General features: G+C 61.5%; 15 protein-coding genes. 10 read left to right on the top strand and 5 right to left on the bottom strand.

Translation table 11 applies throughout. From position 1 onward, the window contains the following. Positions 1–158: 158 nt before the first annotated feature. A complete protein-coding gene (locus AC1DF8_RS05720) occupies positions 159–1,079 on the top strand; it encodes a DMT family transporter (protein ID WP_477995213.1) in 921 nt (306 codons plus the stop codon). A gap of 71 nt (positions 1,080–1,150) precedes the next feature. Next, the gene (gene coaBC, locus AC1DF8_RS05715) at positions 1,151–2,362 is read left to right on the top strand and encodes a bifunctional phosphopantothenoylcysteine decarboxylase/phosphopantothenate--cysteine ligase CoaBC (protein WP_477995212.1); all 1,212 of its coding nucleotides are present in this window, start codon (positions 1,151–1,153) and stop codon (positions 2,360–2,362) included. On the opposite strand, the gene AC1DF8_RS05710 is transcribed toward coaBC, so the two are convergent. Further along, a complete protein-coding gene (locus tag AC1DF8_RS05710; RefSeq protein WP_477995211.1) occupies positions 2,349–3,161 on the bottom strand; it encodes a class II glutamine amidotransferase in 813 nt (270 codons plus the stop codon). The two genes, coaBC and AC1DF8_RS05710, sit on opposite strands and share 14 nt — an antisense overlap. 544 nt (positions 3,162–3,705) lie before the next feature. On the opposite strand from AC1DF8_RS05710, the gene AC1DF8_RS05705 reads away from it, so the two are divergent. The 6 genes from AC1DF8_RS05705 to AC1DF8_RS05680 all read left to right on the top strand — a co-directional run bounded on the left by AC1DF8_RS05705 (position 3,706) and on the right by AC1DF8_RS05680 (position 9,838). After that, positions 3,706–4,383 (top strand): FadR/GntR family transcriptional regulator, encoded by a 678-nt coding sequence (locus AC1DF8_RS05705; RefSeq protein ID WP_112541860.1) that lies wholly within the window; start codon positions 3,706–3,708, stop codon positions 4,381–4,383. Beyond that, positions 4,380–5,672: a CynX/NimT family MFS transporter gene (locus AC1DF8_RS05700; protein ID WP_477995210.1), complete on the top strand. Its 1,293-nt coding sequence runs from the start codon at positions 4,380–4,382 to the stop codon at positions 5,670–5,672. Before AC1DF8_RS05705 ends, AC1DF8_RS05700 begins: the two co-directional genes overlap by 4 nt. Before the next feature lie 99 nt (positions 5,673–5,771). Further along, positions 5,772–7,310, top strand: coding sequence for a S10 family peptidase (locus tag AC1DF8_RS05695; protein ID WP_477995209.1), 1,539 nt, complete (start codon positions 5,772–5,774; stop codon positions 7,308–7,310). 49 nt (positions 7,311–7,359) lie between these two features. Further along, complete coding sequence (otsB, locus tag AC1DF8_RS05690; RefSeq protein ID WP_113013122.1) at positions 7,360–8,157, top strand: trehalose-phosphatase; 798 nt, start codon at positions 7,360–7,362, stop codon at positions 8,155–8,157. 38 nt (positions 8,158–8,195) lie between these two features. Next, a complete protein-coding gene (otsA, locus tag AC1DF8_RS05685; protein ID WP_112541864.1) occupies positions 8,196–9,569 on the top strand; it encodes an alpha,alpha-trehalose-phosphate synthase (UDP-forming) in 1,374 nt (457 codons plus the stop codon). 59 nt (positions 9,570–9,628) lie between these two features. Beyond that, positions 9,629–9,838 carry a TOBE domain-containing protein gene (locus AC1DF8_RS05680; protein ID WP_113146850.1) on the top strand — a complete coding sequence of 70 codons (210 nt, stop codon included), beginning with the start codon at positions 9,629–9,631 and terminating at the stop codon, positions 9,836–9,838. A 3-nt stretch (positions 9,839–9,841) separates the two neighbouring features. On the opposite strand, the gene tsaA is transcribed toward AC1DF8_RS05680, so the two are convergent. Further along, entirely contained in the window at positions 9,842–10,351 is a 510-nt protein-coding gene (tsaA, locus tag AC1DF8_RS05675; RefSeq protein WP_477995483.1) for a tRNA (N6-threonylcarbamoyladenosine(37)-N6)-methyltransferase TrmO, read from the bottom strand. Between the two features lie 66 nt (positions 10,352–10,417). Continuing rightward, positions 10,418–10,945: an Lrp/AsnC family transcriptional regulator gene (locus AC1DF8_RS05670; RefSeq protein WP_113114885.1), complete on the bottom strand. Its 528-nt coding sequence runs from the start codon at positions 10,943–10,945 to the stop codon at positions 10,418–10,420. A 78-nt stretch (positions 10,946–11,023) separates the two neighbouring features. On the opposite strand from AC1DF8_RS05670, the gene AC1DF8_RS05665 reads away from it, so the two are divergent. Beyond that, positions 11,024–11,410: a RidA family protein gene (locus AC1DF8_RS05665; RefSeq protein WP_113146848.1), complete on the top strand. Its 387-nt coding sequence runs from the start codon at positions 11,024–11,026 to the stop codon at positions 11,408–11,410. Positions 11,411–11,468: 58 nt separating this feature from the next. Here AC1DF8_RS05665 and AC1DF8_RS05660 read toward each other — a convergent pair whose 3' ends face one another. Continuing rightward, positions 11,469–12,176, bottom strand: coding sequence for a glutathione S-transferase family protein (locus AC1DF8_RS05660; protein ID WP_477995208.1), 708 nt, complete (start codon positions 12,174–12,176; stop codon positions 11,469–11,471). A gap of 109 nt (positions 12,177–12,285) precedes the next feature. On the opposite strand from AC1DF8_RS05660, the gene AC1DF8_RS05655 reads away from it, so the two are divergent. After that, positions 12,286–13,179, top strand: a complete 894-nt coding sequence (locus tag AC1DF8_RS05655) for a LysR substrate-binding domain-containing protein (RefSeq protein ID WP_477995207.1) — start codon at positions 12,286–12,288, stop codon at positions 13,177–13,179. Here the strand turns inward: AC1DF8_RS05655 and AC1DF8_RS05650 are convergent, their stop codons facing one another. Beyond that, entirely contained in the window at positions 13,180–14,763 is a 1,584-nt protein-coding gene (locus AC1DF8_RS05650) for a peptide chain release factor 3 (protein WP_477995206.1), read from the bottom strand. Positions 14,764–14,845: the final 82 nt, after the last annotated feature.

The following is a 14,845-nucleotide window of genomic DNA, read 5'->3' as shown; positions in this document are numbered from 1 at the left end:
GCAGCAATTCGCGATCTGCGTTCCGACTATCATCCGGATGTCGCAGACAGGCCTTGTTTCGACGCCCGATAGGGCATATCGGCTATGAACATCCTTCCGCGTGACCGCTCCCTATCCCTTTCCTGCCGGAGCCTCGCCCCGTCTCTTCGGAGTTTCACATGCTGATCGGCATCCTGTGCGGTCTTGCCACCTGTGCGCTATGGGGGCTCAGCTTCGTTGCCCCGCGCGTCGTCGCACCCTATACGGCGATCGACCTGACGGTGGCGCGCTACGGGCTCTTTGCCGTCGTCAGCCTTATCCTGATGATCAATCCGCGCTTTCGCCCAGCGGGCTTGCGACGCTCGCTTGTTCTGACCGGCATCGCGCTCGGTAGCGTCGGCTATGTCGGTTATTTCATGAGTATTTCCTATGCCGTGCGTTACGCGGGCACTGCCATCCCACCGCTCGTCATCGGCACCATGCCCGTCCTACTCGCCATCATCGCCAATCTCAGGGATCAGGTCATCGGCTGGAGAGCGCTGGCAATACCGCTGATCCTGATAGCGATCGGCATCGGCTGGGTGAATGTCTCGATCTTTGCCACGACATCCGCCGGCGATCAGACCGAGATCCTGTTCGGCATCGCCGCCGCTCTGATCGGACTGGCGCTCTGGGTCACCTATGGCATGATGAGCGCTGCCGTCATGCAGTCCCAGGATGCGCCAAGCGCCATGCATTGGACCGCTCTGCAGGGGATCGGAGCTGGCCTCGGCTCAGTCGTCCTCCTGCCCTTCACCTCGCTCGGGGAGACAGTCAGCTTCACCGGCGTGCAGACCTTTCACTTCGTGCTCTGGGCGGCCGTCATGGGCATTGCCGGATCGTGGCTTGCCACGCTGTGCTGGATGATTGCCTCGCGTATTCTGCCGCTGGCACTCGCCGCCCAGCTTATCGTTGCGGAGACGGTCTTCGGCCTGTTCTATGGCTTCCTGTTCGAGCAGCGCATGCCGACAGTGCCCGAAGCCGGCGGCGCGATCCTTCAGCTGATCGGCGTCGGAATGGCGATTGCGATCTTTACCCCGAAGCGGCCCAAGCCGGCCTGAGCATCGGCGATTGCATGTTTTCCGCCAAAGGCTTAGGGTTTTGCCCAATCAAAGAAGCGGCGGGAAAAACCATGGCTCTCAGCGGCAAACGCATCCTTCTCATCATCACAGGCGGCATTGCGGCCTACAAGAGCCTCGATCTCATCCGCCGCCTGCGGGAACGCGGCGCTTCCGTGCGTCCGATCATGACGAAGGGTGCGCAGGAGTTCGTGACCTCGCTTGCCGTCGGTGCGCTTGCGGCAGACCATGTCTTCACCGATCTCTTTTCCAGGCAGGATGAGCAGGATGTCGGGCATATCCGGCTGGCGCGCGATTGCGATCTGGTGCTGATCGCGCCCGCCACCGCCGACCTGATGGCCAAGATGGCGCATGGGCTTGCCGATGATCTCGCTTCCACGGTGCTGCTTGCCACCGATAGGCCGGTGCTTGCCGCACCCGCGATGAACCCTAAAATGTGGACGCATCCGGCGACGAAACGCAATATGGAGACCCTGCGGCGCGACGGCATCCGCTTCATCGGCCCTGTCGCCGGCGAGATGGCGGAGAGCCGCGAGGCCGGCACGGGCCGGATGGCGGAGCCGCTGGAGATCGTTGCGGCTGCCGAAGCACTGCTCGACGACGGGCCTAAGTCGCTCGCCGGCAGGAAGGCGATCGTCACCTCAGGCCCGACGCATGAGCCAATCGATCCGGTGCGGTACATCGCCAACCGTTCCTCCGGTCGGCAGGGTCATGCCATTGCCGCAGCCCTGGCGCGACTCGGCGCGGATGTGACGCTGGTGTCCGGCCCGGTGACGATCCCCGATCCGGCCGGTGTCAGGATGGTGCATGTCGAGCGCGCTGAAGAGATGCGCGACGCCGTGCTTGCCGCCCTTCCCGCCGATGTCGCCGTCATGGTGGCAGCCGTCGCCGACTGGCGGGTGGCTTCGGCCGCCGACCAGAAGCTCAAGAAGCATCCCGGTGAATCCATTCCGACACTGGCGTTGACCGAGAACCCGGATATCCTCAAGACCGTCGGCCATCACACGACGCGACCGAAACTCGTGATCGGGTTTGCGGCAGAGACACAGGATGTCGAGGCCAATGCCAAGCTGAAACTGGATCGCAAAGGCGCGGATCTGATCGTTGCCAACGACGTCTCGCCATCCACCGGCATCATGGGGGGTACGCGCAACAGCGTGAAGCTCATCCGGCGCGACGGCATCGAGCAATGGCCGGATCTATCCAAGGACGAGGTGGCGGTACGGCTGGCCGCGCTGATCGCCGAACAGCTTATGCGGGGATAGAAAAAGGTTCCGGCCTCGCAGCCGCAGGCTTTTCCGGCCGGAAAGACGTGATCTCAAGACCCTCGGTGCTGACGATCACAGCACTCCCATCAGGGATTTCCCGCCAGGCATCACCGTCATCGTTCAGCGGCTCGGAAACGAGGCAGTACCCCTTGGCAAGCGGCGAGGCATAGAGGGTGGGTGCCTTGCGGTCAGTGGCATAGCGAACCGCGTAAAGAGACTTTCCATCCGAGAAGGCCGCGGTGAAGCGCAGCAGCACGGATCCCAGAATATTCTCCGCCAGGCCTTCGACGAACGCGATTGTCTGCGCCATCGCAGCGATCGGTGCATCCCGAAGACCGAACTGCAGAGCGAGCAGGAACAGGAGTTCGGAATCCGTCGTGCCGCTGCGGGCATTGAAGAGTTCGTCATCCAGCATGGTTTCCATCGGCCGACGCAGACGCTCGAAACCGGAGATCTGGCCGTTGTGCATGAAAGACCAGCTTTCATGCGTGAAGGGATGGCAGTTGTCGCGGCGCGTGCCGCCGCCGGTCGCGGCCCTGACATGGGCGAGGAATAGCGGCGAGCGGATCTGCCGGGCCAGGCTCTTCAGATTGCAGTCGGACCATGCCGGCAGGATATCGCGGTAGCGGCCCGGCTCGGGTCGGTCACCATACCAGGCAATGCCGAAACCATCGCCATTCGTCGCCGTCTTGGCGCGGGTGGCGCAATGGGATTGTTCTATCAGGGAATGGGCGGGAGAGGATACCAGCTCCTCCAGATAGAGAGGGTCTCCGCGATAGGCTGCCCAGCGACACATGCTCTTGCTCCGGCCCGCCGCCTGCGCGGCAGGAATGCTGAAAACGTCTTCGATTGTCTGACGCTACGGCTAACAACAACTTAATGACTATCCGATTTGCCAGGCCAAGTTGACGAATTCTTGACGCTGATCGAGATCACTTTCCGCAAAAACAATAGGGATTTGCGTGATCGCAGCCATGGAAAATCAGACAGTTGCGCGACATAACCCAACGCCGGCTAAAAAACAGCCATGCGATTTTTTCTTGCATCTCCGGGGAATCGGCTTACGTTTAGATCATTATCAACGTAACGAAAGGAAGGTGATCCAATGTCTAATGAGTTTTCGGACCTCGTAACGGGCATGGAAGTGGTGATGGAAGCGAGGCAGCCCTCGCACTAAACCCCACCTTCCAGGGACCGCATAAGACGGTCCGGCCAATTACAGGCCAAACCTCATGGAAAGGGTCGCGAAAGCGGCCCTTTTTTATTGCCGCGGTGGCAATTGACGCTGGAACGAAAGCAACCTATTCATAAAGTCATCCGATGACTTTATGAATAGTGTCATGCAACCACTCAACAAAACAAACCTTGCCGATACGGCAACCGAAGCAATCCGCAGCGAGATATTCGCCAAGCGCTGGGCTGTCGGCGAGAAGCTGCCGAACGAGGCCACGCTTTCGGCCATGCTTTCGGTCAGCCGCGGCACGGTGCGCGAGGCTGTGCGCGTTCTCGTCTCGCAGGGTCTTCTGGAAACGCGGCAGGGCTCCGGCACTTATGTGCTTTCGACCACCGACAACAGCCGACCGCTCACAATGGCACGGCGCGCCAGCCTGCGCGACCAGTTCGAGGCGCGCTGTGCGCTTGATGTCGAGGGCGCACGGCTTGTCGCCATCCGCAAGACGCCTGATATCATCGCCGGGCTTCGCAGGCTGCTTGCCGAGCGCGGCAACTATGAAGGCGGCGATCCCGCAGGCTTTATCGAACGCGATCTTGCCTTCCACAAGGCCGTCATCGCCGCTTCGGGCAACCGGGCGATGATTGAGATCTACGATTTCTTCTCCATCTCCATCGCGGAAACCATCGCCGCCACGCTCGACAGGACCATTCCTGAGCCTGACATGCAAGCGCATCAGGCGATCGTCGACGCCATTGAGACGGGCAGCCCTGACAAGGCCGATGCTGCCGTGCGCGCCTTCATGGCGCCCATCCTTTCCGCTCTCGACCGGATGCTTCTTTCATGACCATGACCGTACAGAATGTCACGCCCTCGTTCGACGCCGCCGACGAGACAATGATCGATGCCGAAATTGACAGCGTGCCTTCACCGCTGCCTCCGCAGAAGCAGAGCACAACAGCCCGCTTCCTCCTTGGCGCCAGCCTCGTGCTGATCGCCTTCAATCTGCGCCCGGTCTTTTCCAGCGCTTCCGCCCTGTTGCCGGAGATCCGTGGGGAACTCGGCCTGTCGCCACTCGGCGCCAGCCTGCTGACGACCTTGCCTGTCGTTTGCCTCGGCGCCTTTTCTCCGCTTGCTCCGCGGCTTGCCCAGCGCATCGGCACGGAGCGGACGCTGCTCGGTGTGCTCCTGCTGCTGACGCTCGGTACGGCGCTGCGTGGCTTTTCCTCCGTGCCTCTGCTCTTTTTCGGTACCGCTCTTGCCGGTGCTGCGATCGCCGTCGGCAACGTGCTGCTGCCCGGACTGGTGAAACGCGATTTCGCCGCGAATACGGCTCTGATGACCGGCCTTTATACGATGGCGCTCTGCGCGGGCGCCGCCAGTGCCGCCGGCCTGACGCTACCGATCGAACATGCGCTCGGCGGTTCGCTGGACGGCGCGCTCTCCGTCTGGGCGCTGCCTGCGCTCTTGGTCGGGCTTATATGGCTGCCGCAGGTCTTTGCGAGCAGCCGACAGGCCCGGCGCAGCGGTTTTCGCGTCGAAGGTCTGTGGCGGGATAAGCTTGCCTGGCAGGTCACGCTCTTCATGGGCCTGCAGTCGGCGCTCGCCTATTGCGTCTTCGGCTGGCTGGTGCCGATCCTGCGTGAGCGTGGTCTCGACGGCATTGTGGCCGGTGGCATAGTCTCGGTCTCCGTGATGGTGCAGGCCGCCGCCTGCCTCTTCGTGCCGCACATCGCCGTACGAGGCAGGGATCAGCGCCTCATCAACGTGACACTCTGCGCTTTCGCCGTCGTCGCACTGCTCGGCCTGCTCTTTGCGCCGCTTTCGACCGTCTGGGTCTGGGCAGTGCTGCAGGGCATCGGTCAGGGCGGGCTGATCGCCGCGGCGATGACCGCCATCGTGCTGCGTTCGCGCGACCCGCATGTCGCCGCTCACCTTTCCGGCATGGCACAATGCGTAGGCTATCTGCTTGCCGCCGTCGGGCCGTTCATTGTCGGTCTGATCCGCGGCTGGACTGGCAGTTTCGCATGGTGCGCGGTGCTTTTCGTCGCGCTCGGCCTTGGCGCCGCGTTCAACGGGTGGCGGGCCGGCCGGGCGCTGCATGTGAATGCGCGCACGGTCGAGAAAGGCGAATGAGCTAGCCTCACCTTCGCATCACCATCTCTTGATCTCCATCGAAGGGGTTCGGCTGCTACCCTATCTCAGCCGCATTCCGACCCGCCGGAGGAAAAATCCTTGCACTTCCGATCCCTGCTTCTGTTCGCCGCGCTGACCGCTACGCTCGCACCCGCGTTCTCCTTTGCGCAAGAGGCCGGTGTACGACGGGCTGCGTCAGCTCAGGGTTCCTCCCGCGACGGCGTGCTCAAGCTGCTGCCGCGAGATTCCGTAACCGAGCACGAGATGACAACGGCCGACGGACGCAACATCGCCTACACGGCCACGGCTGGTACGCTCGATCTTTTCGGCCAGGATGGCGCGCAGAACGCCGCGATCTTCTACACCGCTTATATCGCCAAGGATGCCGGGCCGAACCGGCCGCTGACCTTCGCCTTCAATGGAGGCCCGGGCGCGGCTTCCGCCTTCCTGCATCTTGGACTTGTCGGCCCGCGCATACTCGATTTCGGGCCCGATGGCCGGGACGGCGCAAACGCGAAGCTCGTCGACAATCCCCATAGCTGGCTCGATTTCACCGATCTCGTGCTGATCGATCCTATCGGCACCGGATGGAGCCGTACGGTAAAGGCGGACGACGCCTCGAATTATTACAATGTCGGCAGCGACGCGCAGACGATGGCGAAGGCAATCGCCCTCTATGTCGCGCACAATAATCGTGCCAATTCGCCGAAATATCTGCTCGGCGAGAGCTATGGCGGCTTCCGCGCCGCAAAGGTCGCCTCGGCGCTGCAGCAAAACCAGGGCATCATCATTGCCGGCACCGTCATGCTTTCGCCGCTGCTCGAAGGCCAGCTGATGTTCAATGCCGACCAGTTCGCATTGGGGGCTGCGCTGGAATTCCCCTCATTGGCAGCCGCCGAAGCCGACCGGCGCAAGAGCTTCAGCGAATCCGGCCAGCGCGATGCGGAGAAGTTTGCACTTGGCGACTACCTCACCACGCTCGCCGGCCCGGCACCGACAGGGGACGCGGCAGCAAGCTTCTATAGCAGGATCTCCAGCCTTACGGGCATCCCTCAGGATATCGTCACCCGCAATCGCGGCTTCCTCGGCAATGCCTACACCAAGCATTCCGGCAAGCAGGCGGGCGAGGTGATGAGCCCATACGACGCGGCCTTCGCAACGCCCGACCCCTTTCCGGAATCCGATTACGACCGAGGCGACGATGCGATCCTCGACGGCTTTACCAGAGCCTATGGCGGCGCCTTCGCCGACTACGCCCGTAACGAGCTCGGCTTCAAGACAGAGATGACCTACACGCTGCTCGAAAACGATATCAGCCAGCGCTGGGAGTGGGGCGGCGGCCGCGGCGGCGGTTCACGTTTCCAGGCGAGCGCAACTGATGATATCAGGCAGATGCTTGCCTCCAACCCGTCCTTCCACCTGCTGATAGCCCACGGCTACAGCGATCTCGTAACGCCCTACGGCGTCAGCCGCTATGTGGTCGATCACCTGCCGCCGTCCCTGGCGGGAAATCGCGTGTCGCTGAAACTCTATCGCGGCGGCCACATGTTCTACACGACAGCTGGCCAGCGCGCCGCATTCACGACGGATGCAAAAGCCTTTTATGCCGAGCATCCGGTGAGCCCGCCAGCGGATTGAACGACGATCGAGGGTTGCCGGAGGGCTGTGCTGACCTAGTTTCCCCGGCATGGCAAACAGCAATCAGCTATCAGAAGCTCCGCCGTCCGGCAGCGCTTCCCGGCAGGATGAAACCCTCTCCACACTCTCTTCCTATCTTCAAAACGGTGCATTCTTCCTCGATATAGACGGCACGCTCCTCGATCTCGCGCCGACGCCGGATGAGATATTCGTGCCGCCGTCGCTTCCCGCGCAGCTCGATACGCTGTCGCAGAGGTTCGGCGGGGCACTAGCTCTGGTGACCGGACGAGGCCTTACCTATGCCGACCGGCTCTTCGCTCCCTTCCAGTTTCCAATCGCCGGATTGCATGGAGCCGAGCGCCGCAGCCCTGACGGCAGCATCTTCAAAGTAGAGCCTACGGGCGAGTTCGAGAGGCTGAAGATCGAGCTTCGGGCAGAAACGGCCAGCTGGACCGGCATCCTGATCGAGGACAAGGGCGCAGCCGTTGCCGCCCACTATCGCCTTGCGCCCGAGCGGCTGGCGGAACTTACCGTGCTGATCGAGCGTTTCGTCAACCGCGCAGGTCCGGACTGGACCCTCCAGCGCGGCAAGATGGTTCTGGAAATCCGGCCCGCCAGAGCCAACAAGGGCGATGCACTGGAGAGTTTTATCGCAACCCCGCCCTTCCTTGGCCGTCGTCCGATCGCCATTGGCGACGACATTACCGATGAGTCAATGTTCCGCGCCGCAAACAGGCTTGGCGGCTACTCCATCCGCGTCGGTGCACCTTCGCACGAGACAGACGCGCGCGGCATCCTGCCCTCCGCAGCGGTGGTCCGCGAGATCGTCGCGCGTTTTGCCGGCTGATTGCGTTTTGCAATTATTTCTAATGAAAGGAATTTGCCATGAGCCGCCTTGTCGTCGTTTCGAACCGCGTGCCCGTTCCGGAGAAGAAAGGGGCGGCCTCTGCCGGCGGGCTCGCAGTGGCACTGGAGGCCGCCCTTGAAAAACGGGGGGGCGTCTGGATGGGCTGGTCGGGCAAAATCAACGACGCGGGCGAACCCGGACCGCTTGCGATCGAGCAGCGCGGCAACATCACCTATGCTCTAACCGACCTGACATCCAAAGATGTCGACGAATATTATTTCGGCTTCGCCAATCGCATGCTCTGGCCAATCTGTCATTATCGGCTCGACCTCGCAGAATATGGGCGCACGGAAATGGCCGGCTATTTCCGTGTCAATCGCTTCTTCGCCCATCGGCTGGCGCCACTGATCAAGCCTGACGATATCATCTGGGTGCACGATTATCACCTGATCCCGCTTGCCGCCGAACTTCGACAGATGGGCATCAGGAACAAGATCGGCTTTTTCCTGCATATCCCCTGGCCGCCCGCCGACGTCCTCTTCGCCATGCCTGTCCATGACGAGATAATGCGGGGGCTCGCCGCCTACGATCTCGTTGGCTTCCAGACTGATCACGATCTGGAGAACTTCGCAGGCTGCCTGCGCCGGGAAGAGATGGGTGACATGATCAGCGAAGGGCTTTTCGTCGCCGGCGAGCGCAGGTTCCGCGGCGGAGCCTATCCGATTGCCATCGAGACGGCCGCCTTCGCGGAATTCGCGAGGAAAGCCGGTACTCACAGCATGGTCCTGAAGGCACAGCAGAGCATCGAAAACCGCAGCCTCATCATCGGCGTCGACCGGCTGGATTACTCCAAGGGCATCACCCAGCGCATCGACGCGTTTGAAAATTTCGTCACCAACAACCCGGCGCATCAGCGCAAGGTCACCTACCTGCAGATCACACCGAAATCCCGCTCCGAGGTGCCCGAATATGAGGCGATGCAGCGCATGGTCGCCGAACAGGCGGGCCGCGTGAACGGTGCACTCGGTACGGTCGATTGGGTGCCCATCCGCTACATCAACCGCTCCGTGAGCCGGCCGGTGCTTGCCGGCCTCTATCGGCTCGCCAAAGTCGGGCTTGTTACGCCGCTGCGCGACGGCATGAACCTCGTCGCCAAGGAATATGTTGCCGCCCAGAACCCCGATGATCCAGGCGTTCTGGTCCTCTCCCGGTTCGCCGGTGCGGCGCGCGAGCTGAACGGCGCTCTGCTTGTGAACCCCTACGACATTGTCGGCACATCCAACGCGCTGGCGCGGGGGCTCAACATGCCGCTTCAGGAGCGCCAGGATCGCTGGAGACGGATGATGGACCATCTGCTGGAACGCGACGTCTCGCGCTGGTGCAATGACTTTCTCGGCGATCTTGCCGCCTGAACGGTTTGACGGGCGCATCTGCCAGAAGATAATCTCGCTGACAACAAGCGGAGGATTCCATGAAGATCAGTGCACGCAACCGCCTGAAGGGCAAGGTCGTGGAAGTGGTGAAGGGTGCGACGACGGCACATGTTCGCATCGATATCGGCAATGGCACCATCGTCACGGCCTCGATTACCAATGAAGCCGTGGACGAACTCGATCTCAAGGTCGGCGCCGAAGCCTATGCGGTCGTCAAGGCCTCCGACGTGATGGTGGCTGTCGACTGAGCTTCATACCTCGGACATATCGCCGGTCTGAAAGTCGCCCTGCTGCGGCGGCGCAATGGGCGTGAAGAGCGTCCGATCCGGCTTAAGATCGAGGAGCGGCGTGCCATCGAGGCAATCCATGCCGCGCACAAGCACCGTATTGCCTTCAACAGCTTCGAGCTTGACGATGGAGGTGCCGATCGGGTTCGGCCGCACGGGTGACCGCAGTGAGAAAGTACCATGCGTCTTGCCGTTGCGAGCCGGGCTCTGCAGCAAGAGGTCGCGCCGTGACTGGTGTAGCCAGTAAAGCACTTCGAGCCGCTCGAAACCCGCAACGCCCTGCAAAGCCGGCACCCAGGGGTCGAAGATCTCAATGCGGCAGAGCGGCCCGTCATGCCGGCCCTGACGCGGCGTCTCCATGCGCGAGGTCCACGGCGTGAAAATCCGACCGACGAAGACGAGGCCGGCGTCGGTTGCATCAGGCGGATCGTCCAGCAGCAGCTCGTTTTCGCGGATCTCGTTTTCTCGAACCATCATATGCTCTCCTTGCAAGACGGCACTATGCATGACGATGTGGTGGCTGGACTACACCGCATACCTTCAGGCCGGCAAAGGATTTTCTGGCCAGTCCGCCGTCATATCCGCCTGAACGGGCCGCTCCATATAGGTGGAAAGTGCCACATAGCTTTTGGTAGAGGTCACGCCGGGAACGGAATGGACCTGGGACAGAAAAGCTTCCAGCGCGCGCGGGCTCTCGGTGCGCACCTTGAAGATGACGCTGGCGTCGCCGGCAACCGAATGCATTTCCTCCACTTCGGGAAAGCGGCAGAGCTGCATCAGCCTTTCACTTTTGCCCCAGCCTGCGGCCTCGACATGCACGAAGGCCAGCAATGGCTTGCCGAGCGCGGCGCCATCAAGTGCAGCATGCGCACCTTTCATGACGCCGGACCGGCGCAGCCGCTTGACGCGCTCGTGCACTGCAGGCGGCGACAGGTTGACGGTTTTTCCCAGGGCCGCATAGCTCTGCAGGGCATCCTCCGCCAGGGCGCCTAATATCCTTCGGTCGAAGAGGTCCAGTTGTTCGGGCCTTTGCCTGCTGCGTCGAATACCATTCGTTTCTTTCGTCATTCGGAAAATCCGCCTTATCGCCGAAAAATATTCGGCAATAATAGCGCCAAGTTTCCAGATATTCGAGGAGATCTTGAAATGGAACTGGTGAAGCACAGTCCTAGCGCCGGCATCTACGCGGCAACACCAGATTATATTCACGCGATGGAGGTCAGGAACCCCACCCGCTTTCTCTTCGTGAGCGGCACTATGGGCCTCGACGCGGAGGGCGCGCCGGGCAAGGATCTATCGGTCCAGCTCGACCTTATCTGGTCGAACCTGCGGGCGATCCTTGCGGATGCCGGCATGGGGGTTCGCAATATCGTAAGGCTGACCAGCTATCTCGGGGATGCTGGCCATGCAGAAGCAAACCAGAATGCACGGCTGGCCGCACTCGGTGATCATATCGTGCCGACCACCGCTATCGTTGTTCAAACGCTCCAGAAAGACTGGCTGGTGGAAATCGAAATCATCGCAGCCGCATGAGAGAATACCGCCCAGCATGGGAGAATGCCGCCCCGCGGGACAGGGCGGCAAAGGACGATCAGGCAGCCTGGCGGAGCAGGCCAAGGGCTTGGTCCAGGTCGATCTCTCCCATGAAGCTGCCGGTGCTTTCGGCCTTCTCCTGATGCTCAATCGCAAGCGCGAAACGAACAGCGGGCTCCTGCAGCATGCGCTGATAGAGATCATTCACCGCCGGAAACCGTCCGATATCGACGGTCTTGTGGAAGTCGTTCCAGCGGGCGATGCCGGTGAAATAGGCGTCGGCGATGCCAGGCCGGTCGCCCAGCAACCATTTCCGGCCGGCAAGCAGGCGCTCCAGCGTCCGGTGAGCCTTCTCCACCTTGGCCTTGCCATAAGCAGCGAGAATCTCCTTCTCTGCAGGCTCCAATTCATGCTCTACCGCGTGCCAGAGCGGGCTGAAGGCGTTGAAGAAGCTCGTGTTCAGATAGGCGAGCATCTGGTTCAGACGATCGAAACCCACGGTGCCCTGCGCAAAGCCCAGTCCTTTGTCGGTCGACTGCGCGCCTATATTGTTCAGGATTGCCATGCTTTCGCTGATCAGCCGGCCGTCCGGCAACAGCAGCGACGGCGTTTCGCCGACCGTATTGATATGCCGGTATTCGTCCCCGGAGACGACCTCGGGCATCTGGATACGGCAGAGACGATACGGTAGGCCGGACCATTCCAATGCAACGATGGAACCGAAGGAGCAGCCTTCCGGCACGCCATAAAACAGTATGAGGGACATTATGGGTCCTTTCCATGAGGAATTATTGACCCGCGCAATATGATTTCGTGGACGATGAAGCGGCAGACGACGATAATGCATCTTAAAGTCCACAGGCATGGAAGATGATATGGCGGCCTTCAATCTCAACGATCTCCAGCTCTTTGTGCAGTCGGTTGAAAGCGGCAGCTTCACGGCCGCAGGGCGCCATCTCGGCATTCCGAAATCAACGATCAGCAAACGCGTGGCGGAACTTGAAGAAAGGCTTGGCGTGCGGCTGATCCAGCGCACATCACGAAGCTTCGCACTAACGGATATTGGCGGGGAGTTCTTCGAGCACGCGCAGGCCTCGATCATCGAAGCAGAAATGGCCGAGGGCGTCGTCCGCAGCCGCCTTGCGGAGCCGAGCGGCACTGTCAGACTGACGGCTGCCGTGCCGACCGCGCAGTTCATGCTCTCCAAACATCTGGCCGAGCTGACGGCGCGCTATCCAAAACTGAAATTATCGCTGCATGTGACGGACCGCTTCGTCGATATCGTTCAGGAAGGCTTCGATATTGCGCTGCGCAGCCACCGCTCGCCACTCGGCGATTCCACGCTCGTGCAGCGCCGGATCACCACCCACCCGTTCCTGCTCRTAGCCTCGCCCGATTACATCGCGAAATATGGAAAGCTCGAGCGACCCGAGGACATAGTCACTCACAAGGGGGTCATGCCGAGCCTCTCCGGGGAGCAATGGCGACTTATTTCAGATGACGGCGCGGAAGTCGTGATAGGGCCTCAGCCTGTCATGGCAGCGGACGAACCGATGGTGCTGCTGAAAGCCGCTGCCGCCGGGATCGGCATAACCATCCTGCCTACGTCGGTCTGCAACGACGCGCTGCAAGATGGCCAGCTGATACGCCTGCTATCCGGCTGGACAGCAGGCAGCATCACGACGACAGCACTGATGCCACACAGGCGCGGGCAGTTGCCATCCGTGCGCGCGGTTGTCGAGTTCCTCGCCGAGCGGCTGGCAGGATGATCAGGCGGCTTTGGCCGCGTGATATTCCTTGATCGCCACCATCCTGATGGCCGGATAGCGCTCCGCCTCATAACGGAGCGAGAAACCGTCCTGCGCCAGGAAGACCGGGTCACCGTCCAGGTCACGGGCGATATCGCCGCGCTTGACGGTCAGGAACTTGTCGAGTTCCGCAGCCTGGTCGGACGAAATCCAGCGGCAGACGGAGAAGCGCGACATTTCGAAGGAGACGGGCAGACCGTATTCGGCCATTAGCCGCTCCTTCAAGACATCGAGCTGCAGCGCTCCGACGACACCGACGATGGCCGGCGAGCCGTCTTCCGGCTGGAAGAGCTGGACCACGCCTTCTTCCGCCATTTGCTGCAGGGCCTCCTTCAGCTTCTTAGCCTTCATGGCGTCTTCCAGGCGGACACGGCGCAGGATTTCAGGCGAGAAGTTCGGCACACCCTGGAATACCAGGCTTTCGCCCTCCGTCAGCGTGTCGCCGATGCGCAGCGTGCCGTGGTTCGGGATACCGACCACATCGCCGGCGAAGGCCGTATCGGCCAGCTGGCGCTGCGAGGCGAAGAAGAACTGCGGCGCCGTCAGGCCGAGCTGCTTTCCTGTACGTGCCAGGCGGGCTTTCATGCCGCGCTCCAGCTTCCCGGAGCAGATTCGGGCAAAGGCGATGCGGTCGCGATGGTTCGGGTCCATGTTTGCCTGAATCTTGAAGACGAAGGCCGTCATCTTGTCTTCGGCGGCATGCACGGTTCTGATATCGGCGACCTGGTCGCGCGGCGGCGGCGCGAAATCGCCGAGCGCGTTGATGAGATCGCGGACACCAAAATTGCGCAGCGCCGAGCCAAAGAAAACCGGCGTCATGTGGCCTTCGAGGAAGGACTCCCGGTCGAAGGGACGGCAGGCTTCGATTGCGAGCCCCACTTCTTCGATAAAAGCATCGCGCTCGTTTTCCGGCAGCCGGTCGGCGACACTCTGCGGTCCGTTGACCGGCGTAACGGCGACTTCCGTATCGGAGCCGCGCACGGTGTTTTCCTTCAGATGGTAAGAGCCGCAGAAGGTCTTGGAGCGACCGATCGGCCAGGTGATCGGGGCCGTATCCAGTGCCAGCTTCTCTTCGACTTCATCGAGGATTTCGAAGGGATCGCGGCTTTCGCGGTCCATCTTGTTGATGAAAGTGAYGATSGGAATGTCGCGCATGCGGCAGACTTCGAACAGTTTCAGCGTACGCGGCTCGATACCCTTGGCAGCGTCGATGACCATCACCGCGGCGTCCACCGCCGTCAGCGTGCGGTAGGTATCGTCGGCGAAGTCTTCGTGACCGGGTGTGTCGAGAATGTTGAAGACATTGCCTTCATATTCGAAGGTCATGACTGAGGTCACGACGGAGATGCCGCGCTCGCGCTCGATCTTCATCCAGTCCGAGCGGGTCTGCATGCGGTCCTTCTTCGCCTTCACCTCACCGGCGAGCTGAATGGCGCCGCCGAACAGCAGCAGCTTTTCGGTGAGCGTCGTCTTACCCGCGTCCGGGTGCGCGATAATAGCGAATGTGCGGCGGCGGGAGACCGCCTCGGCGAGACTTTCGGCCATAGTGTGAATCCTGTGGAATTGCGGCGTATCTAGCGATTAAAGCGCGCCATTGCAATTGACCTTGCTGCTTGCGGCGCGAAGT

Source organism: Rhizobium sp. 05N49 (assembly GCF_056396805.1).
The sequence above is the reverse complement of the archived record's forward strand: the minus strand, read 5'-3'. Positions and strand labels throughout refer to the sequence as shown.